Origin of the sequence: Streptomyces anulatus, assembly GCF_000721175.1 — a bacterium.
GTDB classification, from domain to species: Bacteria; Actinomycetota; Actinomycetes; order Streptomycetales; family Streptomycetaceae; genus Streptomyces; species Streptomyces anulatus_C.
Window position 1 is genome coordinate 302,640 of record NZ_JOEZ01000016.1, and the last position, 24,196, is coordinate 326,835.

The 24,196-nt window shown below is 72.1% G+C and carries 23 protein-coding genes; 12 read left to right on the top strand and 11 right to left on the bottom strand.

Going from position 1 to position 24,196, the window contains the following annotated elements; translation table 11 throughout:
- Nucleotides 1-12: 12 nt before the first annotated feature.
- From IG90_RS0119530 to IG90_RS0119555, 6 genes are all read left to right on the top strand, one after another.
- Entirely contained in the window at nt 13-1,356 is a 1,344-nt protein-coding gene (locus tag IG90_RS0119530; protein WP_033894398.1) for a hemolysin family protein, read from the top strand.
- A complete protein-coding gene (locus IG90_RS0119535) occupies nt 1,353-2,366 on the top strand; it encodes a hemolysin family protein (RefSeq protein ID WP_030585879.1) in 1,014 nt (337 codons plus the stop codon). The genes IG90_RS0119530 and IG90_RS0119535 overlap by 4 nt, the downstream gene beginning before the upstream one ends.
- A 158-nt stretch (nt 2,367-2,524) precedes the next feature.
- Complete coding sequence (locus tag IG90_RS0119540; protein ID WP_033894400.1) at nt 2,525-3,874, top strand: hemolysin family protein; 1,350 nt, start codon at nt 2,525-2,527, stop codon at nt 3,872-3,874.
- A complete protein-coding gene (locus tag IG90_RS0119545) occupies nt 3,871-4,890 on the top strand; it encodes a hemolysin family protein (protein WP_030585883.1) in 1,020 nt (339 codons plus the stop codon). Before IG90_RS0119540 ends, IG90_RS0119545 begins: the two co-directional genes overlap by 4 nt.
- Before the next feature lie 207 nt (nt 4,891-5,097).
- A complete protein-coding gene (locus IG90_RS39570) occupies nt 5,098-5,391 on the top strand; it encodes a hypothetical protein (protein ID WP_233436016.1) in 294 nt (97 codons plus the stop codon).
- 32 nt (nt 5,392-5,423) lie between these two features.
- Nucleotides 5,424-6,689 carry an MFS transporter gene (locus IG90_RS0119555; protein ID WP_030585886.1) on the top strand — a complete coding sequence of 422 codons (1,266 nt, stop codon included), beginning with the start codon at nt 5,424-5,426 and terminating at the stop codon, nt 6,687-6,689.
- Here IG90_RS0119555 and IG90_RS42155 read toward each other — a convergent pair.
- The 3 genes from IG90_RS42155 to IG90_RS0119570 form a co-directional block, all read right to left on the bottom strand.
- Nucleotides 6,592-8,028: a carboxyl transferase domain-containing protein gene (locus IG90_RS42155; protein WP_245170715.1), complete on the bottom strand. Its 1,437-nt coding sequence runs from the start codon at nt 8,026-8,028 to the stop codon at nt 6,592-6,594. The genes IG90_RS0119555 and IG90_RS42155 overlap by 98 nt on opposite strands.
- Entirely contained in the window at nt 8,021-9,532 is a 1,512-nt protein-coding gene (locus IG90_RS0119565) for an acyl-CoA synthetase (RefSeq protein WP_030585890.1), read from the bottom strand. The genes IG90_RS42155 and IG90_RS0119565 overlap by 8 nt, the downstream gene beginning before the upstream one ends.
- A 99-nt stretch (nt 9,533-9,631) precedes the next feature.
- The gene (locus IG90_RS0119570) at nt 9,632-10,855 is read right to left on the bottom strand and encodes an MFS transporter (protein WP_030585893.1); all 1,224 of its coding nucleotides are present in this window, start codon (nt 10,853-10,855) and stop codon (nt 9,632-9,634) included.
- A 127-nt stretch (nt 10,856-10,982) separates the two neighbouring features.
- Here IG90_RS0119570 and IG90_RS0119575 point away from each other — a divergent pair, with 127 nt between their 5' ends.
- Nucleotides 10,983-11,414: an Lrp/AsnC family transcriptional regulator gene (locus IG90_RS0119575; RefSeq protein WP_030078115.1), complete on the top strand. Its 432-nt coding sequence runs from the start codon at nt 10,983-10,985 to the stop codon at nt 11,412-11,414.
- Nucleotides 11,415-11,650: 236 nt separating this feature from the next.
- Here the strand turns inward: IG90_RS0119575 and IG90_RS0119580 are convergent, their stop codons facing one another.
- From IG90_RS0119580 to IG90_RS0119595, 4 genes are all read right to left on the bottom strand, one after another.
- On the bottom strand, nt 11,651-13,090 hold the full coding sequence (locus tag IG90_RS0119580; RefSeq protein ID WP_245170718.1) for a sensor histidine kinase: 1,440 nt from the start codon (nt 13,088-13,090) through the stop codon (nt 11,651-11,653).
- A gap of 97 nt (nt 13,091-13,187) precedes the next feature.
- Nucleotides 13,188-14,225, bottom strand: a complete 1,038-nt coding sequence (gene mreB / locus IG90_RS0119585; protein WP_030585900.1) for a rod shape-determining protein — start codon at nt 14,223-14,225, stop codon at nt 13,188-13,190.
- Between the two features lie 130 nt (nt 14,226-14,355).
- Nucleotides 14,356-14,925 (bottom strand): hypothetical protein, encoded by a 570-nt coding sequence (locus tag IG90_RS0119590; RefSeq protein WP_030585902.1) that lies wholly within the window; start codon nt 14,923-14,925, stop codon nt 14,356-14,358.
- Between the two features lie 104 nt (nt 14,926-15,029).
- Nucleotides 15,030-15,458, bottom strand: a complete 429-nt coding sequence (locus IG90_RS0119595) for a MarR family winged helix-turn-helix transcriptional regulator (RefSeq protein ID WP_030585904.1) — start codon at nt 15,456-15,458, stop codon at nt 15,030-15,032.
- Nucleotides 15,459-15,588: 130 nt separating this feature from the next.
- Between IG90_RS0119595 and IG90_RS0119600 the strand changes: the two genes are divergently transcribed.
- The 4 genes from IG90_RS0119600 (at nt 15,589) to IG90_RS0119615 (ending at nt 18,700) form a co-directional block, all read left to right on the top strand.
- Nucleotides 15,589-16,608, top strand: coding sequence for an NADP-dependent oxidoreductase (locus IG90_RS0119600; protein ID WP_030585905.1), 1,020 nt, complete (start codon nt 15,589-15,591; stop codon nt 16,606-16,608).
- A 122-nt stretch (nt 16,609-16,730) separates the two neighbouring features.
- The gene (locus IG90_RS0119605; RefSeq protein ID WP_030585907.1) at nt 16,731-17,159 is read left to right on the top strand and encodes an organic hydroperoxide resistance protein; all 429 of its coding nucleotides are present in this window, start codon (nt 16,731-16,733) and stop codon (nt 17,157-17,159) included.
- Between the two features lie 120 nt (nt 17,160-17,279).
- A complete protein-coding gene (locus IG90_RS0119610) occupies nt 17,280-18,095 on the top strand; it encodes an EI24 domain-containing protein (protein WP_030585910.1) in 816 nt (271 codons plus the stop codon).
- Nucleotides 18,092-18,700 (top strand): LysE family translocator, encoded by a 609-nt coding sequence (locus IG90_RS0119615; RefSeq protein ID WP_030585912.1) that lies wholly within the window; start codon nt 18,092-18,094, stop codon nt 18,698-18,700. Before IG90_RS0119610 ends, IG90_RS0119615 begins: the two co-directional genes overlap by 4 nt.
- 43 nt (nt 18,701-18,743) lie before the next feature.
- Here the strand turns inward: IG90_RS0119615 and IG90_RS0119620 are convergent, their stop codons facing one another.
- From IG90_RS0119620 to IG90_RS0119630, 3 genes are all read right to left on the bottom strand, one after another.
- Nucleotides 18,744-19,865: an amidinotransferase gene (locus tag IG90_RS0119620; RefSeq protein WP_030585913.1), complete on the bottom strand. Its 1,122-nt coding sequence runs from the start codon at nt 19,863-19,865 to the stop codon at nt 18,744-18,746.
- A gap of 93 nt (nt 19,866-19,958) precedes the next feature.
- Nucleotides 19,959-20,966, bottom strand: coding sequence for an aldose epimerase family protein (locus IG90_RS0119625; RefSeq protein ID WP_030585915.1), 1,008 nt, complete (start codon nt 20,964-20,966; stop codon nt 19,959-19,961).
- A gap of 11 nt (nt 20,967-20,977) precedes the next feature.
- Entirely contained in the window at nt 20,978-21,880 is a 903-nt protein-coding gene (locus IG90_RS0119630; RefSeq protein ID WP_030585918.1) for an SGNH/GDSL hydrolase family protein, read from the bottom strand.
- Between the two features lie 400 nt (nt 21,881-22,280).
- Here IG90_RS0119630 and IG90_RS0119635 point away from each other — a divergent pair, with 400 nt between their 5' ends.
- On the top strand, nt 22,281-22,775 hold the full coding sequence (locus IG90_RS0119635; protein ID WP_030585920.1) for a DUF3145 domain-containing protein: 495 nt from the start codon (nt 22,281-22,283) through the stop codon (nt 22,773-22,775).
- A 134-nt stretch (nt 22,776-22,909) separates the two neighbouring features.
- Here the strand turns inward: IG90_RS0119635 and fabF are convergent, their stop codons facing one another.
- A complete protein-coding gene (fabF, locus tag IG90_RS0119640; RefSeq protein ID WP_030585922.1) occupies nt 22,910-24,172 on the bottom strand; it encodes a beta-ketoacyl-ACP synthase II in 1,263 nt (420 codons plus the stop codon).
- Between the last annotated feature and the right edge of the window lie 24 nt (nt 24,173-24,196).

A 24,196-nucleotide genomic window follows, 5' to 3' on the forward strand; every position in this document is an offset into this window, starting at 1 on the left:
GGAGGTGGCACGGTGACCGAAGTGCTTCTGCTGCTCCTGGCCCTGGCCCTCACCCTCGCGTGTGCGCTCTTCGTCGCCGCTGAGTTCTCGCTGACCACCGTCGAGCGCGGTGAGCTGGAGCGGGCAGCCGAGGCGGAGGAGCGGGGCGCCGAGAGCGCCCTCAAGGCGGTCCGCAAGCTGACGGTCCAGCTGTCCGGCGCCCAGCTCGGCATCACCGTCACCTCCCTGGTGATCGGCATGCTCGCCGAGCCGTCGCTCGCGGCCCTGCTGCGCGGTCCGCTCGAAGCCGTGGGGCTCGGCGCCGCCGCGTCGTCCGCGGCAACGGTCCTGGGCGTCGCCGTCTCCACGGTCGTGCTCATGGTCGTGGGCGAGCTGGTGCCCAAGAACTGGGCGATCTCGCGCCCCGTGGCCGTTGCCAAGGTGGTGGCCGGTCCGCAGCGCGGATTCACCGCGGCCTTCGGCCCTCTCATCCACCATCTGAACAGCACCGCGAACCGGGTCGTACGACGCTTCGGCCTGGAGCCGGCCGAGGAACTGCTCTCCGTCCGCACCCCCGCCGAGCTGGCCTCACTGGCCCGGCACTCGGCCGCCGAGGGCGGGATAGAGGCGGACTCCGCCGAACTGTTCGTACGCACCCTGCACCTGTCCGACCTGACCGCCCAGAACGTCATGACCCCGCGCGTCGACGTGCGCGCCCTGGAAGCCCACGCCACCGCGGCCGACGCGGCGAATCTGACGCACGCCACCGGGCTCTCCCGCTTTCCCGTCTACCGGGACAGCCTCGACGCGGTCATCGGCACCGTCCACATCCGCGACGTCCTCGCACTCGACCCCGGAAAGCGACCCGGCACGCCGATCACCCAGCTGGCCACCACACCGCTGCGGGTCCCCGACTCCCTGCCCGCCGACCGCCTCCTGGAGCGGATGCGCGAGCACCGCACGATGGCGGTGGTCGTCGACGAGTACGGCGGCACGGCCGGCGTGGTGACCGTGGAGGACATCGTCGAGGAAGTCGTCGGCGAGGTCCGCGACGAGCACGACCCCGCACAGCCCCCCGGCCTCCTCCCCGCCCCGCCCGCACCGGACGGCCGCGCAGGCTGGGAGGCCGACGGCGGCGTACGGATCGACGAGCTCGCCCGCATCGGCCTGACCGCCCCCGACGGGCCCTACGAGACCGTGGCCGGGCTGATCGCCACCCATCTCGCGCGCATCCCCGTCGAAGGCGACGCGGTCGCCCTCGGCGGCTGGCAGCTGGACGTGCTCGACGTCGAGCACCACCGGGCCGACCGGGTGCACATCACCGAGCCCGGGCCCGCGCCCGGCCCGCAGCGGGACGCTGAGGAGACGGCCCGATGACCGTGATCCAGCTGGCCGTCGGCGCTCTGATGATCCTGATCAACGCCTTCTTCGTCGGCGCCGAGTTCTCCCTCATCTCCGTACGCCGCAGCCAGATCGAGCCACAGGCCCGCGCGGGCCACAAGCGCGCCCGCCTGACCCTGTGGGGGCTGCAGCACATCTCCCCGATGATGGCCACAGCCCAGCTCGGCATCACCGCCACCTCGCTGGTCCTGGGCGCGGTCGCCGAGCCCGCCATCGCCCGTCTGCTGGAGCCGGGCTTCGAAGCCGTCCACATCCCGCACGGCCTGGTCCATCCGATCGCCTTCGCGATCGCGCTGAGCCTGGCGACGTATCTGCACATGCTGATCGGTGAGATGGTGCCCAAGAACATCGCGCTCGCCGCCCCGGTCAGGACCGCCCTGCTGCTCGGCCCGCCACTGGTCGCCCTCACCCGCGCACTGCGCCCGGTCATCTTCTCCATCAACGCCTTCGCCAACGTCCTGCTGAAACTGCTGAAGGTCGAGCCGAGGGACGAGGTCGCCTCCGTCTTCACCGACGACGAGCTCGCCCGTATGGTCCGCGACTCCAGTGCGGCGGGGCTTCTGTCGCCGCAGGACGGCGAGCGGCTGCGTGACGCGCTGGAGCTGGGTACCCGGCCGGTCGGCGAGATCTTCGTCCCCGCGCCGAAGATGGTCACTGTCGACCACACGATCACCCCGGCCGAGCTGGAGCGCACCGCCGCGGGGACCGGATTCTCCCGTTTCCCGGTCACCGGTCCCACCGGCACCGTCATGGGCTACCTCCACATCCAGGACACCCTCGGCGTCATGGACCGCGACCAGCCCTTCCCGCGCTCCGCCGTGCATGCGGTGAACCGCGTCCAGATCGACACGCCCCTGGACGACACGCTCACCGCCCTGCGCGCCTCCGGCAGCCACCTCGCCGCGGTCACGGGGGACACGGGCGCGGTCCTGGGCTTCGTCACCATGGAAGACGTACTGGGAGAACTCGTCGGCCCGGCCGTCTGACGGGCCACGCAGCCCACCACGGATCCCCCTGATAATCGGGCCGAGGGACTTCGGTCCCAGCAGACCCGTAGTCCTCATCCACACCCCCTCAAGGAGCACCTCTTGTCCGCCAGTCCGACGGACCCCGACGGTCCGGTAACCCATACCCGGGTTGTCCGATGAACGCCGTACTCGGCCTGCTGGCCGTCCTCGTCCTGACCGCAGGCACCGGCTATTTCGTCGCGCAGGAATTCGCCTACGTCGCAGCCGACCGGCTGGCGCTCGCCCGTGAGGCGAAAGCGGGTGACAAGCGCGCGGCGCGCGCCGTGAAGGTGCTCGAACGGCTCTCGTTCATGCTCTCGGGCGCCCAGCTGGGCATCACCGTCACCGGTCTGGTCGTCGGCTTCCTCGCCGAGCCGTCCGTCTCCGCGTTGCTGCGGCCCGCGCTGACCGGCACCGGCCTCTCCGACGGTGCGGTCTCCGCAGTCTCGGTGACGCTCGCCTTCGTCATGGCCACCGTCGTGCAGATGGTGCTGGGCGAGCTGGCCCCCAAGAACCTGGCCCTGGCCGTCCCCGAGCGGCTCGCCAAGTCGCTGTCGGCCTCCACCCTCGCGTACCTCAAGGTCGTCGGCCCGGTGGTGCACCTGTTCGACGCAACAGCCAACAAGCTGCTGCGCAAGGTCGGCATCGAGCCCGTCGAAGAGCTCCACCACGGCGCGACCCTGGAAGAGCTCAGCCACCTGATCGGCGAGTCCCACGAACAGGGCCAGCTGCCTCGCGCCAACGCCGAACTCCTCGACCACGCCCTGGAATTCTCCGAACGCACCCTGGACGAGGTCATGGTGCCGAGCGTCGAGGTCGCCTACGTTCGCGCCGAGGCACCCGCCACCGAGGTCGTGCAGCTGATCGCCGAGCACGGCCACTCCAACTACCCGGTCACCGGCGAGCGCCACGACGACATCACGGGCGTCATCGGCGTGCGTGAACTGATGCGCCTGCCGGCCGACCGTCTCGAACGCATCACCGCCGGTGAACTGGCACGGCGCCCCCTGCTGCTGCCCGACACGCTGCCGCTGCCCGGCGCCGTCGAGCAGATGCAGGAGCACAAGCAGGAATTCGCGGTCGTCCTCAACGAGCACGGCGGCTTCGCCGGGATCGTCACCTTCGAGGACATCGCCGAGGAGCTGGTCGGTGAGATCACCGACGAGTCCGACCAGGTGATCGAGATCGCGGCCGCGGACGGAGACGGGTGGCTGGTCGACGCCGGCCGCCGCCTCGACGAGATCGCCGAAGCCACCGGCATCGAACTCCCGGAGGAAGAGGACTACGACACCGCCGCAGGCCTCATCGTGGACCGGCTCGGCCGCTTTCCGGCCATCGGCGACCGCCTCACCGTCGGCGACATCCTCATCGAGGTCCGCACCCTCGACCGCCACGTCCCCGACCGCGTCCGCCTGGAGCGCCTGCCGGACACCGACCAGGACGCGGATCCCCATACCGCCCCCACCGACGAGGAGCCGACCGCATGAGCTTCCCCCTGGCCCTCGCCGTCACCCTCCTCCTGCTGATCGGCAGCGGCTTCTTCGTCGCGGCCGAATTCGCCCTGGTGGCCGCCAAACGTCACCGCATGGAACGCGCAGCCGCCCAGGGCCAACGCGGTGCCAAATCGGCGCTCGCCGGGATGCGCGAACTGTCCCTGATGCTCGCCGGCGCCCAGCTGGGCATCACCATCTGCACCCTGGGCCTGGGATCGATCTCCAAGCCCGCCATCTCGCACGAGATCGACCCTCTCCTGGAGAGGCTCGGCCTGCCCAGCGCACTGAGCTACGGCATCGCCTTCGCCATCGCCATGACCGTGGTGGTCTTTCTGCACATGGTGCTGGGCGAGATGGCACCCAAGTCCTGGGCCATCGCCCACCCCGAGCGCTCCGCCATGCTCCTCGCACCGCCGTTCCGCGCCCTGATCCGTCTTGTGCGCCCGCTGATCTGGGTGCTCAACAAGGTCAGCAACGCGCTCGTACGGCTGTGCCGCGTCACCCCCCGCGACGAGCTCACCTCCGTACACAACCGGGAGCAGCTCGCCCACCTGGTGGAGGAGTCGGAGCGCCTCGGCCTGATCAGCGAGGCCGACTCCGGACTGATCTCCCGCTCCCTGAGCGAACCGCAGGCTCCTGTGGCACAACTCCAGGTGCCCGCCGCCCGGATCAGCTACGTCGAAGCAGAAGCCGATACGAACGCGGTCCTCGCGGCGACGGCAGCGGCCGACCACACCCGGCTGCTCGTGCGCGACGGCGAAACGGTCCTCGGCTCGGTACACGCCCGCGACGCCTTGGTCGCCCGCGCCCAGGGCAGAGACCTGACAGCCCGGGCACTGGCCCGCCCCGTCCCGGAACTGGCCCCGACCCACACCGTCGCCCACGCCGTCGAGCTGCTCCAGCACCGCAGGGCCACCCTCGCCGTCGTACGCGACGAAGAGGGCCGGCTGACCGGCCTGATCAGCCTCGACGACCTCATCATCCGGCTGATGGGAGCACCAAAGGTGTGACATTCGGCAGCCGGTTTCCACGCACGCACCCGCCCCGAGGCCGCAGCAACTTCGAGGCGGTGCGCACCGGCGATGCCAAAGGGCATGTGGAGAAGCCGGCTCGGTGAACCGATCCTGTGACGCTCACACCCTGTGTGCGGCCCTGTCGCATTCGGTGAACGTCACCCGCCGGGCCGGTGGCGCCGGGCCCGGACGCCCGGCGGCTGCATGATCGTCCTGTCGGCCACCAACTGTTCGCACCAGAACAGCAGGTCGCCGAGCATCTGGTCCGGTGGCGGCGGACCTCGGTCGCGGAGCTGGAGAAACGGCTTCAACGGGCCGTCGAGGAGGGGGAGCCGGGCCCCGGGCACGGACGTCCGCTCCGTCGCCGCCTTCTACGCGACCATCCCGCACGGGCCGTCGATCGAGGCCCGCGACGGCGTCTCCCCGGAACGGCTCCGCTCCACCGTCGACGACGCGGTGGCCCTGTGGGACACCCTGGTGCGGCAGCCGGTGGGGTGACCCTGCCGGGGAGGGGGTGGCTACCATCCCTTGTGACCGAAACGAGCGAACCACCTGTACGCCGCAGCCATATACTCGCCGACCTGACGCCGCTGCGGACCTCGCCCGACTACCGGCGGCTCTGGTTCGGCAACACCGTCTCCTGGATCGGTCAGGGCATGACGGCGCTGGCGGTCTCGCTCCAGGTCTACGACATCACCGGGTCCGCGTTCTCCGTGGGGCTCATCGGGTTCTGCTCGCTCGTGCCGCTCGTCGTCTTCGGGCTCTACGGCGGGGCCGTCGCCGACACCGTCGACCGGCGCAAGCTCGGCCTGTTCAGCGCCGCCGGGTCGTTCGTCCTGTCCGTCGTCCTGGTGGCGGCGGCCGTCGCGGGCATCGAGCGGGTCGGGCTGCTGTACGCGATCGTCGCCCTCCAGGCCGTCTGCTTCGCCCTCAACGCACCGGCCCGCTCCTCGATGATCGCCCGGCTGCTGCCGGCCGGACAACTGCCCGCCGCCAACGCGCTGACGACCATGACCAGCACGACGGGCATGCTCGTCGGCCCGATGCTGGGCGGATTGATCGTCGGCTGGTGGGGCTACCGCGCCGCGTACACCGTGGACGCCGTCTGCTTCACCGCGTCCCTGTACGCCATGTGGCGGCTGCCCTCGATGCTCCCCGACCGGCAGGAGGGCGACACGGGCAAGCGGGCCTCCGTACTGGACGGCCTGCGGTTCCTCGGCACCCGGCCGAACCTGCGGATGACCTTCTTCACCGACCTGTGCGCGATGGTCCTCGCCCACCCCCGCGCCCTCTTCCCGGTCGTCGCCGTCCTCTGGTACGGGGGTGACGCGCGGACCACCGGACTGCTCGTCGCCGCCCCGGCCCTGGGCGCTCTGCTCGGCGGGGTGTTCTCCGGCTGGTTCGGGCGGATCCGGCGGCACGGACTCGCGATCCTGCTCGCCGTCGGCTCCTGGGGCACCGCCATCGCCGTCTTCGGCCTCACCCGCGACCTCTGGCTCGGACTGCTCTTCCTGGCGCTCGCCGGATGCGCCGACACCGTCTCCATGGTCTTCCGCAACACCATGCTCCAGGCGGCCGTGCCCGACGAGATGCGCGGCCGGCTCCAGGGCGTCTTCATCGTCGTCGTGGCGGGCGGACCCCGCCTCGGGGACTTCCTGGCGGGCTCCGTCGCCGACCTCGTCTCGCCCACCGCCGCCGTCACCGGCGGCGGCATCCTGTGCGTGACGGGCGTGGCCCTGCTCGCGCTGAAGTGGCGCGCCTTCGCCCGCTACGACGCCCGCGACCCACAGCCCTAAGGGCTGTCCCGCAATGCCCGGCGGGCGCACGACGACAGCTACGGCACCTCGCCGCGTTGTCGGAACATCCACATACATCCAGTATGCGGATGCCCCTCCGCCTTGCGATGCACCGGTAACTGTCCGCCGTGACATGGGTGTTGCCCGGAGCCGCGAGAGCCAGCGCCCCGCCCGAACCGCCCTCACCGATCACCAGCGTCGTCACCGGGACCCGGGCCGCCGCGATGGCCGCGAACGTGTCCGCGATGGCCGCGCCCGCGCCCGCCCGTTCCGCCTCGGCGTCGTTGGCCGCGCCCGGGGTGTCGACGAGGGTGAGGACGGGGACGCCGAGCCGGTCCGCGAGCCGGATCGTCCGGGCCGCCGCACGGTATCCGGCCGGACGGGTCGGGGTCCCGCACTGGGCGACGTACGCGACGGGCAGCCCGTCCGCGCGCAGCCCGAAGCCGCACAGCAGCCCCGGGTCCGTGCCGCCGCACCGGTCCCCGTGCAGGGGGAGCCGTACGGTGAAGTGGTCGGCCAGATACGCCTCCGCGCGCGGCCGCAGCGGATCGCGGGCCCGCGCAACCGCCTCCCGCCCGGTCTCCGGCAGCCGGGCGGGAGCCGAAGGCGTGGACAGCGCACGGGGCAACGGGGCGGCCGGCAGCGCGTCGTGCGGGCCGAGCGCGCGCAGCCAGTGCGTCACCGTGGCGGCCAGCTCACCGGGCGGCACGACCGCGTCCACCTGGCCCGCCGCCAACTGGCCCTCGGCGCTGTACGCGTACGGATCCGCGTCCGGCGGCCGCACCCGGGACCCGGCGAAGCCGACCTGCGCACCGGGCAGGGCCAGCACCACATCCGCGCCCGCCCCCACCGTGGCCCAGCCCCCGCCGGTCGTCGGGTCGCGGAGCACGGCCATCTGCGGGAGCCCGGCCGCCCGCAGCCGGGTGGAAGCGGCTGCCACCCGCTGGAGCTGGGTGAGGGCGACCATGCCCTCCTGCATCCGGCTGCCACCGGTGGCGACGAGTGCGAGCAGCGGCAGCCGCCGGGTCAGGGCCAGCTCGTACGCGGCCGCCAGCCGGTCGCCCGTCAGCCGGCCCAACGAGCCGCCCAGGAAACCGAATTCGAAGGAGAGCAGGACGCACGCCCGGTCTCCGACGACCCCGGCGCCGTACACCACGGACTCCTCCTCGCCGGTCCGCGCCCCGGCCCGCTCGCGCGCGGAGTCGTAACCGGCCCAGCCGAGCGGACCGTCCGGCGGCAGGGGACGCGGCGGCGGGCGGTTCTCGGTGAACCCGGCCGGTCCGGTGAGCAGCGTGATCGCCTCACGTGCCGTCATCCGGGAGGAGCCTTCGTCAGGCATGGAGCGACCTCTTCATGATCTTGCCCAGGTCGTTGCGGGGCAGGGCGTCCAGGTAGTGCACGGTGCGCGGGCGCTTGTGCGGGGCCAGCTGGGCCGCCACATGGCCTGCCAACTCCTCGGCCGGGGGTGGGGAGTCGGGGTCGGCCGCGACCACCCAGGCCACGACCCGTTCACCGAGGTCGGGGTCCTCCTCGCCGGTCACGGCCGCTTCCCGGACCCCGGGGTGGGCGAGCAGCACGTTCTCGATCTCGCCCGCGCCGATCTTGTATCCGCCGCTCTTGATCAGGTCGGTGGCCTTGCGCCCGACGATCGTGACGTACCCGTCCTCGTCCACCGTGCCGACGTCCCCCGTACGGAACCAGCCGTCCGCCGTGTGCGCGGCGGCGGTGGCGTCCGGCCGGTTGAGGTATCCGGTGAACAGGTTCGGGCCCCGGACCTGGATCTCGCCGATCGCCCCGGCCGCGTCGAGCACCGTGCCGTCGTCCTCCACCAGGCGCAGCTCCACCCCGGCGAGCGCCGGGCCCACCGTGCCGGGGCGCGGGGCGCCGTCCGCCCGGATCCCCGTGTTCATCAGGGTCTCCGTCATCCCGTACCGCTCGATGACCCGCCGCCCGGTCGCCGCCGCGATGCGCTCGTGGTCGTGCACGGGCAGCGCCGCCGAACCGGAGACCAGCAGCCGGGCCCCGGCCAGCGCCCCCGCCAGCGCGTCCCGTTCGGCGGTGCCCGCGGGGGCGTCCAGCACCTCCGCCAGCCGGTGGTACATCGTCGGCACACCGAACAGCATCGTGCCGCCGGACCCCAGCTCACGGGCCACGCCCTCGGGTGCGAACTTTCCCAGGTGGCGAACGGAGCCGCCGCGCCGCAGTGGTCCGAGGACGCCCAGGATCAGCCCGTGGACGTGGAACAGCGGCAGCGCGTGGACCAGGACGTCGTCGCCGGTCCACCCCCAGGCGTCCTCCAGCGCGTCCAGTGACGCGGCGATAGCCCGGCGGGGCAGGACGGCCCCCTTGGGCGGTCCGGTGGTGCCGGAGGTGTAGACGATCAGGGCGGGGGCCTCGGGGGCGGCCTCGTCCGCCATCGTGGTCGGGGCCTCGGGGTCCGGCGCGACGCCACCGGGCGACGCCGGGGCCTCGGTCTCCGCCCGCGCGTCCACCGCCACGCGCCGCAGCCTCTCCAGCGCGGGCGGCAGGACGTCGTCCGGTCCCGCCAGTACCACCGTGGGCTCGCTGTCCGCCAGAATGTGCGCCAACTCACTTTCGCCGGTACGGGGGTTGAGCGGCACGGCCGGGACTCCGGCCCGCAGCGCCGCCACCACCGCGATCACCGTCTCCGGCGTCGGGGTGGCCCAGACGGCGACCCGGCCCGCATCCGCGATGCGGGCGGCGAGCGCGGCGGAGGCCCCGGCCAGCCGGCCGTAGGTCAGGGAGAGGTCACCGAAGCGTACGGCCTCCCGGGAGGCCGTCGGGCCGGTGGGGGACTGGAGCGCGGGAAGAAGGAGGGTCACGCCGGAAGCCTAGGCCTTCGGGGCGGGCCGGACCCGGTTCAGGTCCTTCAACTCGCCGCGTTCCGGCGGGAATGCGGCCGTTCCTCCCTCGCGGAGAGGTCACCCGGCGCGCTGGATGTTCCGCATCCGCCCGTACGCGTACACACACGCCGCCAGCGCCAGATCGGACAGCAGCATGAAGCCGATCGCGTACGAGTCCTTGGCGCTGTAGATCGCGCCCATCACCAGCGGCGGCACGAAGCCGCCCAGCCCGCCCATCGCGCCGACGATGCCCGTCACACTGCCCACCTTCGGCTGGGGCGTCACCTGCGAGACCAGGGCGAACACACTGCCGCTCGCGGTGCCGAGCCCGGCCGCCATGGCCAGCAGCGCGATCGTGCCGACCGGATCCAGCGGCGGCTCGAAGGCCTGCACGGTCGCCATCAGCGCGGCCAGCAGCAGGGCCACCGAGGTCACCAGCGCCGGATGGGCCCGGTCCGACAGCCAGCCGCCGATCGGCCGGAAGACGACCGTGACCAGGGCGAACCCGGCCGCCTTGGCGCCCGCCTCGGTCGGCGACATCTCGTACCAGGTCTTCAGATACGTCGGCAGATAGACCCCGAACGCCACGATGCCGCCGAAGCCGATCGCGTACAGCGCCGACAGCTCCCAGGTCACCCGCAGCTTCCCGGCCTCGCCCAGCCGGTGCGCCAGCGTCTTTGTGGGGATCTTCCGGCCGGGGTGGTCGCTGACCAGCACGGCGGCCAGCAGCGCGAACACCGCCAGCGCCCCCGCGACCACGAGGAAGGGCAGGTTGTCGCCGTGCTGCGCGATGCGCGGCGTGAAGTAGCCCGACAGCGCCACTCCACCCATGCCCATCCCGAACACGCCCAGTGCGAAGCCCCGCTTGGCGGGCGGGAACCACGAGTTGACCAGCGGAACACCGATCGCGAACGTCGTCCCGCCGAGCCCCAGCAGGAAACCGGCCGCGATCATCGCCCCGTAGGAGTTCTTCGCCGGGATCAGCAGCAGCACCGGCACGATCGTCAGCGCCGAGACCAGCGGGAACATCAGCTTCGCGCCGTACTTGTCGGTCAGCGCCCCCACCGGGATCCGGCCGAGCGACCCGACGAGCACCGGCACGGCCACCAGGAACGACTGCTGGAACGAGCTGAGCCCGAGCCGGTCCTTGTAGTCCCCGGACATCGGCGCGATCAGGTTCCACGCCCAGAAGGTCAGCGCGAAGCCGACCGTCGCCATGGCGAGGTTGCGGTACGCGGCCGGGGACGGCGCGGCGGCCGCCGGGGCGGGCGGCTCGGGGGGCTGCTCGACGGAGGTGTCCACAGCAGCAAGTCAAGGGCGCGCGCCACCGCACGGCCCGCCGGGCTACGCCGGCCGGGGGACAGCGGGTTCCCTCGGACTACCTCGGCTCCCCTCAGCCGATAACGCCGCAAGCTGGGACAATCGCGGTATGGATCGGCTGGACAGGGAAATCCTCGGCATTCTCCAGGAGGACGCCCGGATCTCGTACCGGGATCTGGGCGTACGCGTGGGGCTCAGCGCCAACGCGGCGGGCGACCGGGTACGCCGGATGCGCCGCGACGGGGTCATCCGCGGCTTCACCGTCATCGTCGACCCGGCCGCCGACACCCGTTCGGGCCTGGTCGTCTTCATCGATGTGACGCTGCGGCTCGACACGACGAACGAGGAGTTCGAACGTTCGGTGCTGATGCTGCCCGGGATCACCGAGGTCGTGCACGTGACGGGCGGCCACGACTACCTCGTACGGGCCACCGCCGCCGACCCGGGAGCACTGGACACCCTGCTGCGCCGGCTGAAGCGGGAGGCGGGCATCGCCCACTCCAACACCCGGATCGCGCTGCGGGCGGCCCCGAAACACTAAGGGCCTGCCAGTCATTCCCGTCTGCCTCACGAGGCCATGCACGCACTCTCGCCGCACCGACCCCCGACCCGAGTACGTCCGGTTCGAGGGCCCGGGGCCGACACGCAGAGAGCACGCACCTGACGCAGCGCGGCCGCCCTGCGGGCGACGACGGGAATCGTCAGACACTAGGGCGTGTATCGAAAGTCCCGCCTGCTCGGCGACGCCTGGCACGCACGCTCGCCGCGTTGTCGGGATCACCCCGGTACATCCAGTATCGGGGCGACCCTCCGCCTTGCGGCTGCCAGCGCACCGCGCAGGGCGGCCAGCAGCTCCCGGCCCGTCTCCTCGCCCACCAGCGCGTCCACCGCCCCGGTGAACTGCACCGACGGCGGGAAGCCCAGCAGGGCCGCCGCACCCCCGGTCTCCCGCAGCACCCGGCCCCGGAAGGTGCTCGGGGCCTCGGCGGGCGGCTGCTGGAGGGCGAAGATCGCGGTGCGGACCTCCTGGATGGTGGAGTCCAGCTCGTCCACGGCCCGGCCCAGCAGGACACCGGCCTCCGCCTCCCCGCCGTGGTCGGCCTGCGCTTCCCCGGCATCATCGGTGCCGGTGCCCAGGGTCTCCTCCGACGCGGCCCGCCGCCGGGTCGACTCCAGCATCATCTCGGTGGCGAAGAGCCGCTGGACCACCAGATCGTGCAGGTCACGGGCGATCCGGTCGCGGTCCTCGTACACCGCGAGCTGCTCCCGGTCGGCCTGCGCGTCCGCCAGCACCAGCGCCAGCGCCGCCTGCGAGGCGAACTGGGTCGCCAGCAGCCGGTCCACGTCCGTGTAGGGCCGCTCGCCGCGCCGCCGGGGCAGGGCGAGCGTGCCGATGAGCCGCCCGCCGCTCTGCAGCGGCAGCATCATGCTCGGCCCGAACCGGGAGCGTACGCCGGTGGTCATCCGTGGATCGGTGGCCGAGTCGTCGATGAAGACCGGTTCGCCGCCGAGCAGCTGCACCAGCACGGGGGAGCCGGGCTCGATCACCGTGCCGACGATGCCCGCCGGATCGTCCGGTGTGGACGCGGTGACGATCTCCATGCCGCCCTCCTCCGTCGGCTGGAGGATCACTCCGGCCGACGCGCCCGCCAGTGCCCGGGCCCGCTCGGCCACCGTCATCAGCGCGTCGGCCGCGTCGGTACCGGTCAGCAGGGCCGTGGTGACGGCCGCCGCCCCCTCGATCCAGCGCTCGCGCTGCCGGGCCGTCTCGTACAGCCGGGCGTTGCCGATCGCGATGCCGGCCCGGGCGGCGAGGACCCGCAGCAGGGCCAGGTCGGTGTCGGTGAACGGCCCGGCCGGCTTCCCGGCGAGGAAGAGGTGACCGAACACCTCGGTCTGCACCCGGATCGGGGTGCGGAGGAAGCTCCGCACCGGGGGACAGCCCGGCGCACGGGGCGGCGGACGGTCCTGCAGGGGTTCGTCGATCAGGGCGGCCGGCCTGCCGGAGGGGTCGTCCGGGAAGAGGTCGAGATGCCGCCGCTCCGCCTGCGTCATCCCGGCGGTGTACAGCGCGTCGATCCGGTCCCGGTCCGGGTCCAGCACCCCGAGCGCACCGTGGCGGGCCCCGGTGAGGGCGGTGGCGGTGTCCACGATCCGCTGGAGGGTGGAGCCCAGCTCCAGGTCGCTGCCGACGTCGAGGACCGCCTCCAGGAGCATCGGCAGCCGCCCGGCCGCGGCCGGACCGGGTTCCGGGGGCCCCTTCACCCGCGCCGTCCGCGTCGGCCGTGCCACCGCCGGGTCCATGCCGACGGGCTCACCCCGCCAGCGGGTTGAGGACCATCGGCTGGATCTTGCCGTCCAGCATCGCGCCCAGGCCGAGCACCGAGCAGACGTCGGGGCGCTCCGCGATGTGCACCGGCATCCCCGTCGCGTCGCGCAGCATCTGGTCGAGGCCCGGGAGCAGCGCGCTGCCGCCCACCATCATGATCCCGCGGTCCGCGAGGTCGGCCACCAGGTCGGGCGGGCAGTCGCGGAGCACCTTGCCCACGCTGTCGAGCACCGCGGTGAGCGGGGTGTGGATGGCCTGCCGTACGGCGGCGGTGTCGACCTGCACCGAGCGGGCGAGCCCGGTCGCCACGTCGCGACCGTGGATCTCGGTGAGGGCGGGACCGGTGAGCTGGAGGCCGTTGCCGTGCAGCGCCAGCTGGAGCGGGCGGACGGACTGGCTCGGGAGCATCAGCTCGTGGTGCTGGCGCAGGTGCTGGATGATCGCCTCGTCGATCGCGTTGCCGCCGACCGGGATCCGGACGGCGGTCACGATCGACCCGAGCGAGAGCACCGCGATCTGGGTGGTGGCGGCCCCGCACACCATGATCATGGTGGCGGTCGGCTGCTCGACCGGCAGCCCGCAGCCCACGGCCGCCGCGATCAGAGTGTCCACCAGCTCGACCCGGCGGGCGCCGAGCCCGACCAGGGTCTCCACCGTCGCGCGCTGGGCCAGCGGATCGGCGTCGTGCGGGGTGCACGCGGCGGCGCGCAGCCGGGGCTTGCGGCGCAACTGGCGGCGGAGCTTGTCGCCCAGCAGATGGCGCAGCATCCGCTGGGCCATCTCGATGTCGACGACGGTGCCACCGGAGACCGGACGGGCCACCCGGATGTACTCCGGGGTGCGGCCGGTCATCTGCTCGGCGAGGGCGCCGACGGCGATGAGGGAGCCGGTACGGGTGTTGACGGCGGCGACGCTCGGTTCGTCGACGACGAGCCCGAGCCCCTTGACGTACACCCGGGTCCTCGCGGCCCCGAGATCGACGGCGACATGGCAACGCTGCAACTGCTCAAGGCTGACGGTCACGGCGAGTTCTCCCGAGAGCGCGGATGGGGGCACCGGCGGCCGCCGGTCTCTCCTTGCATGGTCGCGCTCCCCGGCCCGTCGCGCGCGCTGAGCTGCGCCGTAAGGGGGCCGGAACTGACGGCGCCTCAGGTCAGCGGGCCGGGAGCAGCCGCTGGAACAGACCCCAGGTGAACTCCGCGACGCGCTCCTGTCCGGTGGCCGGGTCGGTGACGGCCAGCGACCACCGGGTCGGGGCGCTTCCCTCCATCGGCCGGGCCGGGGGAAAGGCGCGGGCCGCCTCGTCCACGGTGCACGACCAGGGGCGCAGCGCGTCCGGCGAGGTCAGCTCGGGCCCGGCCGCGCCCGGAGCCCGGACCAGCCACTCGTTCCACACGGCCCCGCCGGGACCGGCCGTCACCTCGAACCGCAGGTCCGGCCAGAGCGGCACCGGCCACAGCAGCGCCTCGCACTCCAGGTCCCCGACCCGGCGCGGCACGGTCAGCTCCGGTTCGCCGAGCACCGAGCGGTAGCGCCGCAGCGACCCCCGGCCCCGGGGTGCGCGCACCATGGCCTGCCAGCGGCGGTTGGCCTCCCGCATGTCGGCGAGGGAGGCGCTCAGTTCCTGCCGCGCCTCCTCGACCAGGCCGGGCTGGTGGTCGGCCATCCGGCGCAGCAGGACGAGCTGGAACTGGAGGGGGCCGAAGGGGGCGGGAGCGGTCATGTGGCCCATCCTCCCGCGTGTCAGGCGTATCGGACCGGCCGTCACCGGAATCCAGCCGCAGACCCACCCCCTCCGGGCGGACGGCGCTACTTTCGAAACACGCCCTAGACCGCCTCGCCCAGCATCCGGCGCAGGAGATCCCGCAGGACCGTGCGCTCGGCGTCGGAGAGCCCGGCCAGCGGCTCCCGGGCGAAGTCCAGCGCGTCCCGCAGCTCGCGGGCCGTACGCCGGCCCTTCTCCGTCGCGGCGGCCAGCTTCACCCGCCGGTCCGCCGGATCGGGCCTGCGCTCGACCAGCTCCCGGGTCTCCAGCCGGTCGATGATCCCGGTGACGTTCGACGGCTCGCACTTCAGCCTGAGGGCGATCTTCCGCATCGGCAGGGGCTCCAGCGAGAGCAGCCCGAGCACCCGTGCCTGCGCGCCCGTGAGGGAGTGCTCGGCGGCGGCCCGGTCGTACTCGTCGTGGTAGCGCGCCACGACGGTGCCGATGAGGTCGACGACCTCGAGGGTCAGGGTGTCTGTGCGAGTGGCCATGGACGACAGCGTACCGATTTACTTGACATCATGAAATATTCAGGAGCATGGTTGTTTCATGTCATGAAGCTTTTCGCGCAGTACGGCGCGGAGGCTCACCCCCGTAGGACATTGAGGAGAACCCGAGCCCATGTCTGCAGCACTTCCCACGTCCAGCCGTGAATGGCACCTGGTCGCCCGCCCGCACGGCTGGCCCAAGGCCGAGGACTTCGCGCTGCGTGAGGCCGCGGTCGCCGCTCCGGCCGAAGGCCGCATCCTCGTCCGCAACAAGCACTTCTCGGTCGACCCGTACATGCGTGGCCGGATGAACGACGTGAAGTCCTACACCCCGCCCTTCAAGCTCGACCACCCCATGGACGGCGGCGCGGTCGGCGAGGTCATCGCCTCCAACGCGGAGGGGTTCGCCGTCGGCGACCACGTCCTGCACGGTCTCGGCTGGCGCGAGATCGCCGACCTGCCCGCCAAGCACGCGGTCAAGGTCGACCCCGGCATCGCCCCGCTCTCCGCTTACCTCGGCGTGCTCGGCATGCCTGGACTCACCGCGTACGCGGGCCTGTTCGAGGTCGCCTCCTTCAAGGAGGGCGACGCGGTCTTCGTCTCCGGCGCGGCCGGGGCCGTCGGCAGCCAGGTCGGCCAGATGGCCAAGCTCAAGGGCGCCTCCCGGGTCATCGGCTCCGCCGGCTCCGACGAGAAGGTCAAGCTCCTCACCGAGGAGTACGGCTTCGACGCCGCGTTCAACTACAAGAACGGGCCCGTCCGCGACCAGCTCAAGGAAGCCGCCCCCGACGGCATCGACGTCTACTTCGACAACGTCGGCGGCGAGCACCTCGAAGCCGCGATCTCCTCGCTCAACGTGCACGGCCGCGCCACCATCTGCGGCATGATCGCCCAGTACAACGCGACCGAGCCGACCCCCGGCCCGAACAACATGGCGATGATCATCGGCAAGCGGCTGCGCCTCCAGGGCGTCCTCGTGAGCGACCACGGCGACCTCCAGCCGCAGTTCGTCCAGGAAGTCGCCGGCTGGCTGGCCTCGGGCGAGCTGAAGTACCAGGAGACGAAGGTCGAGGGCATCGAGAAGGGCTACGACGCCTTCGTCGGCCTGCTGCGCGGCGAGAACACCGGCAAGATGATCGTTTCCCTGGTCTGAAGCAGGTCCGATCCTGGTTCGACCCGCCCCCGGCCGGTCCCGGTCACCCGTTAGGCTCATCCCCAGGCCGTCGCGATCGTGGGCGCGAGTCGCGGCGCACCAGCAGGAGGAATCCTCACACCATGACCATCCAGAAGATCGAGGTCGCCTACACCGCCGTCGCCACCGCCGAGAACGGCCGCGACGGCCGGGTCTCCTCCGACGACGGTCGGCTCGACTTCGTCGTGAACCCGCCGAAGGCCATGGGCGGCAGCGGCGCGGGCACCAACCCCGAGCAGCTCTTCGCGGCCGGCTACAGCGCCTGCTTCCAGGGTGCGCTGGGCGTCGTCGCCCGCCAGGAGAAGGCCGACATCTCCGGCTCGGCCGTGACCGCCTCGGTCTCCATAGGCAGGACCGTGGCCGGCGGCTTCGGCCTGGAGGTCGCGATCAGCGCCTCCATCCCGAACGTCGACGCCGCCACCGCGCAGGCGCTCATCGAGAAGGCCCACCAGGTCTGCCCGTACTCGAACGCCACCCGCGGCAACATCAGCGTCGAGCTCTCGGTCGCCTGACCACAGCGCCGCTGACCACAGCGTCGCCCTCCGCCTTCGCAGGCGGCACCGCGCGAGGACCGCACCCCCTTCCCGGGGTGCGGTCCTCTCCGCTTTCCGCTCGCCAGTACGCTGACGCCCATGAGTGATCTCGGGGCGGGTTTCGGCTACTTGATGAAGGGGCAACGCTGGGTTGCCCAACACGGACGATGGTTCGGGTTCGGGCTGCTGCCCGGACTCGTCACCCTCGTCGTGTACGCCGGGGCTCTGATCGGACTCGGTTACGGAGCCGATGACTTCGCCGGCTGGGCGACCCCGTTCGCCGACGACTGGTCCTCGCCCTGGCAGGGCCTCCTGCGCATCGGGCTGACCGCGCTCGTCTTCGTCTTCGGCCTGTTCCTCGCGGTCATCACCTTCACCGCCGTCACCCTCCTGGTCGGCCAGCCCTTCTACGAGTCGCTCTCCGAGGAGGTCGACCGCAGCGAGGGCGGCGAGGTCCCCGAGTCCGGACTGTCGCTCTGGCAGGACCTGTGGATCTCAGCCCGCGACTCCGTACGCATCCTGCTGCGCGTCGCCGTGTACGGGATCGTCCTCTTCGCCTGCGGTTTCATCCCGGTCGTCGGGCAGACCGTGGTCCCCGCGATCGGCTTCTGCGTCTCCGGCTACTTCCTGGCCGAGGAGCTGACCGCCGTCGCCCTCCAGCGCCGGGGCATGGTCCTCAAGGACCGCCTCGTCCTGCTGCGCGGCCGCCGGATGCTGGTGCTCGGCTTCGGCGTCCCGCTGACGCTGGCCTTCCTGGTCCCGTTCGTCGCGGTGTTCCTGATGCCGGGAGCCGTCGCCGGGGCCACGCTCCTCGCCCGCGACCTGGTCGACCCGGACGCGGCGACGGACCCGGACCCCGGCCCCGGAACCGCCGACACCGGTGACGCACCGGCCCCCAGGGCGTGGTCCGCGTGACCGAACTGCTGGCGGTCGCCGCCATCACCGTCCTCGCGGTCATCTCCCCGGGGGCCGACTTCGCGATGGTCGTCCGCAACAGCTACCTGTACGGGCGTGCCACCGGCGTCCTCGCGGCCACCGGCGTCGCGGCGGGCGTCCTGGTCCACGTCACGTACACGATGCTCGGCGTCGGGCTGCTCATCGCCTCCTCCACCGCCCTGTTCACCGCGGTCAAACTGGCCGGCGCCGCGTACCTGATCTACATCGGGGTGCGCACCTTCATGGCCCGCGCCGACCTCGACGTCGACCTGACGGACCGGCCGGGTCTCTCCCCGTTCGGGGCGCTGCGCAGCGGGTTCCTCACCAACGCGCTCAACCCGAAGACGACCCTGTTCGTCGTCGCGACCTTCACCCAGGTCGTCGGCCCCGGCACCACCCTGTGGCAGCAGGCGGGTTACGGCCTGTTCATGTCCGCCGCCCACCTCGGCTGGTTCGCCCTGGTCGCGTTGTTCTTCTCGCACTCCCGGCTGCGCGGCGCGATGCTCCGCCGCCAGAAGGCGCTGAACCGGTCGATCGGCTCGGTCCTGGTCGGCCTCGGCGTCACTCTGGGCCTGGCCCGTTGAAGACGACCCGGAGAGCGGACCGCGGAGCGGACCGGAGGGAGGATCAGTCGAAGTAGGACTCCAGCGTCCCGCGCCGCCGCACGTCGAGCGTCGCGCAGTGGAAGGAGCCGCCGAACGGTGCGTAGTGCATCAGGTCGCCCGGGATCGGCTCGAAGCCCCATCGTTCGAGCGCCCGCAGCATGCCGGTGTGGTGCCGCTCGGCGATGACCCGTTTCTCGTCGACCATGAGGACGTTCATGCTGAGCCATCGGCCGCACAGCGACGTCATCCGCAGCAGCCGTTCCTCGATCGGGTCGGGCTCGGGGGCGACCAGGATGTCCCAGGAGTCCAGGACGGCGGGCAGCCGGTCGGGGTCGATGTACTCGGGGTTGATCAGGGCCTTGCCGGGCGCGAGCAGCAGGAACGTCGTGTCGATGTGCATGGGGGTGCGGCAGCGGCTCTCGATCTCGTGGATGCGGTAACCCGGCCCCAGATGGCGGCGCAGCCACTCGATGCCCATGCCGTTGGTGACGTTGGAGCGCGTCACGAAGAGGTCGCGCCCGGCCCGCACGAAATCGGCCGCGTCGAAGACCGGCTCGAATTCGGTGAGGATGTACCGCATCGGTTCGTCGGCCCCGGGCGTACGGAACCCCTTCTCGAACAGCTCGTCGGTGAGCTGCGGCTTCGGAGCGGCGGTCCATCGGGCGCCGCGCCGGAAGTAGTCCTTGAGAAGCGCGCGGTAGGAGTGTGTCTCGAAATACCGGCACGGCCACGCCATCGGGGTCTCGATGATCTCGTCGCCGATCACGAGCATGCTGTCGCGCGGGCAGGTGTTGCAGAAACCGCGCGAGGACCAGTCGGGAGTGGCGAAGCGGCGCCGGTGGTCGACCGGGTCCGGACGGGTGACGGTGATGCCGAGGGAACGGAGAAGCGTGACGAACCCGTCCAGTTCCCGCTGGGCCGGCTCGACCAGTCGCCGCGGGTACGTGTGGCCGGAAGCCACTCCCTGGAGCCGGGCGGCCCAGGGCGGGATGTTGCAGGCCACCACCGGATGACGGGAGGGGATCGTCGCCTCGTCCAGACGCCCGACGATGATCTCCTCCAGCGGGTCCCACTCGTTGTGGGAACTCACCGGGGAGACGCCTGTGCCCACCGCCGCACCGCCTGGCCTCCGCTCCACCCCCATGATCAACCACCTTCGATCGCCGACGGGCACGTCACGCTACTCATGGTGGAGGGGGAGAGCGGGTTCCCGCCATTCGTCGGCCACCATCGGAGCTCAGCGCACCGAGAAGGCGTACTCGGTGCGCGAGACGAACTCCTCGCCCGGCCGGAGCACCGTGGACGGGAACTCCGGCCGGTTCGGGGAGTCGGGGAAGTGCTGGGTCTCCAGCGCGATCCCGGCGCAGGGCCCGAACGGCCGTCCGTCGAAGTGGTCGGCCGTGTACAGCTGGAGCCCCGGCTCGGTGGTCGTTACGGTCAGCACCCGCCCGGACCAGGCGTCGTACAGCTCGGCGGCGACACCCTCCGCTGCCCCCGCCCCCTCATCCAGGACGAAGTTATGGTCGTACCCCGCGCCCACGGCCCGCGTCCCCCGGAAGTCGAACCGGGTCCCGGCCACAGGCGCGAACGCCCCGGTCGGCACCGACGCCGCGTCCACCGGGGTGATGTGCCCCGCCGCGATCCGCAACTGCTGCCCCAGGGCGCTCCCGCTGTCCGCGCCCGCCAGGTTCCAGTACAGATGGCTGGTCGGGTTCAGCACGGTCGGCGCGTCGGTCACCGCGCGGTAGTCGATCCGCAGCGCCCCGCCCGGCCCCAGGGTGTACGTCACCGAGAAGTCGAGCCGCCCCGGGTACCCCTCCTCGCCGTCCTCCGACACCAGGGACAGCCGCACCCCGTCCGGGACGGCCGCCGCGTCCCACACCCGCTTGTCGAAGCCTCTGGCCCCGCCGTGCAGATGGGTGCCGCCCTCATTGGCGGTCAGGCGGTGCGTACGCCCGTCCAGGACGAACGACGCGCCCCCGATCCGGTTCGCGTACCGCCCGACCACCGCGCCGAAGTAGGGGGCCGGGAACTCCTCGTAGCCCGCGACCTCCGGCAGCCCGAGCGCCACCGGGTCCCGGGAGCCGTCCCTGCCGGGCGCTTCCACCGACTGCACGATCGCACCGTAGGTCAGGACCCGCACGCGGACCCCGTCCCGCTCCAGCGTCCACCGGCGGACGGGCGACCCGTCCGCGAGAGCGCCGAAGTCTTCCGTGTACGTAGCGGTATCCGCGCTGGTGGTCATGGTGACCGACCCTACGCGGGAGGCGCGGCCGCCGTGACGTTGCGGTAGGCGATCTCCGCCAGCCGGGCCTGGCCGTCGCGGCTCGGGTGGAACCAGTCCCACTGGCTGAGCTGCGTCCCGGTGAACCGGAAGTTGAACACCGCCCCGCCGTCGTACCGGCAGTGCCGGTCCTTCGCGCACACGTCCCGCAGCACCTCGTTGTACGCCACGACCCGGTCCCGCACCGCGTCCCGCCGGGCCACCGCAGCCGGGCCCAGATCGTCCGCGTCGGCCAGCATCGACTGACAGATCCCGAGCTGCCAGATCTTCTTGCCCAGCTCGTTCACCCGGCCCGTCGACCAGAGCCGCTTCAGGTCCGGCACGCTGGAGACGTACACCTGCGCCTTCGGCGCCCCGGCCCGCAGTTGCCGCATCGACGCCTCGAACGACGCCCGGAAGTCCGCCACCGGCGTCATCAGCCGCACCGAGTCCCGGCACGCGTCGTTCGCACCCGTCATCACGGTCACCAGCTCCGGCCGCTCCTTCGCCGCCAGCGCCATCTGCTCGGGCAACTGCACCATCCGGGACCCCGACACCGCGTGGTTCCAGCTGCGGTCCGCCGCCTTCGACGGGCCGAGCAGGCGGACGGCGAGACTGCGCACCGCGTCGTCCGTGCCGGTCGCCCACGACACCTCGGGGCAGTCGGCCAGCACCGAACACGCGTCGAAGCCCCGGGTGATCGAGTCGCCGACCGCCGCGACCGACCGGGGCCGCGGGTTCCAGTCCGGGGTGGGGGAGGGGGACGGCGAGGCGCCGCGCGTGGCCGCGGGCGCGTTCCGCGACACGCCGCCCTCCGCGCCGCCACCGCCGCATCCGGCCAGCGTGGCCACACCGACGAAGGAGAGCGCCGTCAGCGCGGCGGCAGCGGTACGCATACGTGGGCGTGTCGCACGCTTCGGCATCAGTCGGATCCCCTCCGGTCAACCCCTGGTCTATGCCTCTGGACATGCCCCCGGCAAGCGCACGATCCCCAGGTCGGGGCTCTGCGTGCCCTGCCGGGTGAAAGCCTGCGAATCAGGGGCCTGAGACCGACGGTACGTCACACGGACGGCCCCGGCGCACGGTAGCTTTTCCCCGTCGAACCAGTGGCGTCCCGCCCGCCCGCGCACCCACGGGCGACTCCGGTACATTACGTCACGTCACATACTGTCCCTTTTCAGGAGATTAACTCCCGATGCTGTTTACTGATGACAACCTCGGGAGCCGGCCGAAAAGGGGCGGTACGGGCGCGAGGCCGCTGGGGAAGGCGTACCTCGTCCCACACGGGAGGTTCCGGTGACGACACGTGGAGTCCTGTACGTTCACTCCGCACCGCGCGCGCTGTGCCCACATGTCGAGTGGGCGGTGGCGGGCGTCCTCGGTGTGCGGGTCCAGCTGGACTGGATCAGACAGCCGGCCGCGCCCGGCACCTGGCGGTCGGAGTTCTCCTGGAAGGGCCGCGCCGGCACCGCCTCGCAGCTCGCCTCCGCCCTGCGCGGCTGGGACCTGCTGCGCTTCGAGGTGACCGCCGAGCCGTGCCCCACCGCCGAGGGCGAGCGCTACAGCTCCACCCCTGGCCTCGGCATCTTCCACGCCGTCACCGGCATGCACGGCGACATCCTGATCCCCGAGGACCGGCTGCGGGCCGCGCTGGCCCGCTCCGTGCGTGGGGAGAGCGACCTGGAGACCGAGATCGCCTCGCTCCTGGGCAAGCCGTGGGACGACGAGCTGGAGTCCTTCCGCCACGCGGGCGAGGGCGCCCCCGTCCGCTGGCTCCACCAGGTCGTCTAGTCCCGGGTCGCAGGTCAAGCCCCTCCGGCGATTGAGGAGCGGGGTCCGGGGCGGAGCCCCGAAGAACGACGAATCCCGCCTCCCGGACCCGGGAAGCGGGATTCACTGCGTACGGACGGCCGGACGGCCTGGCGTCAGACGGACCGGAACGCCAGCACCACGTTGTGCCCACCGAACCCGAACGAGTTGTTGATCGCCGCGATCGGCCCCTCGGGCAGCACCCGCGGTTCACCCCGCACGATGTCCGCGTCGATCGCCTCGTCGAGCTCGTCGACGTTGATGGTCGGCGGAGCGATGCGGTGGTGCAGCGCGAGGACGGTGGCCACCGTCTCGATGCCGCCCGCGCCACCCAGCAGGTGACCCGTCATCGACTTCGTCGCGGAGATCGCGACGTGGTCGAGGTCGTCGCCCAGCACCATGCGCAGCGCCTTGATCTCGGCGAGGTCGCCCTGCGGCGTCGACGTGGCGTGCGCGTTGAGGTGGACCACCTCGGACGGCTTGAGGTCGCTGGAGTCCAGCAGGTTCCGCATCGCGGCGGCGATGCCCCGCCCGGTGGGCTCGGGCTGCGCGATGTGGTGGGCGTCGGCCGACAGGCCCTGGCCCAGCACCTCGCAGTAGACCCGCGCGCCGCGCGCCGCCGCGTGCTCGGCGGACTCCAGGACGACGACGCCCGCACCCTCGCCGAGGACGAAGCCGTCCCGGCCGGTGTCGTACGGACGTGAGGCCTTCTCGGGCTCGTCGTTGCTCTTCGACATCGCCATCATGTTGGCGAACGCGGCGATCGGCAGCGGGTGGATCGCCGCCTCCGTGCCACCGGCGACGACCACGTCGGCACGGCCGGTACGGATCATCTCGACCGCGTACCCGATCGCCTCGGCGCCCGAGGCACAGGCGGAGACGGGAGTGTGGACACCGGCCTGGGCGTTGACCTCCAGGCCGACGTTGGCCGCCGGGCCGTTGGGCATGAGCATGGGAACGGTGTGCGGGGAGACGCGGCGTACGCCCTTCTCCTTCAGCACGTCGTACTGGTCGAGCAGGGTGGTCACGCCGCCGATGCCGGAGGCGATGACCGAGCCCAGGCGCTCGGGGGCGATGGTCTCGTCCTCACCGGCCTTGGCGGTGAAGCCCGCGTCCGCCCAGGCCTCGCGGGCCGCGATCAGCGCGAACTGCGCCGAGCGGTCCAGCTTGCGGGCCAGCGGGCGGGGAAGGACGTCGCCCGGGTCGACGGCCGCGGGGGCGGCGATCCGGACGGGCAGTTCGGCGAAGCGCTCGCCTTCGAGAGGCTTGACGCCGGACCGGCCGGCCATCAGACCTTCCCAGGTCGATGCGGAGTCGCCACCCAGCGGAGTGGTTGCGCCGATACCGGTGACGACCACGGTGCGATTGGTCGAGTTCACTGGAAAATCTTCTCCACGTGTAGA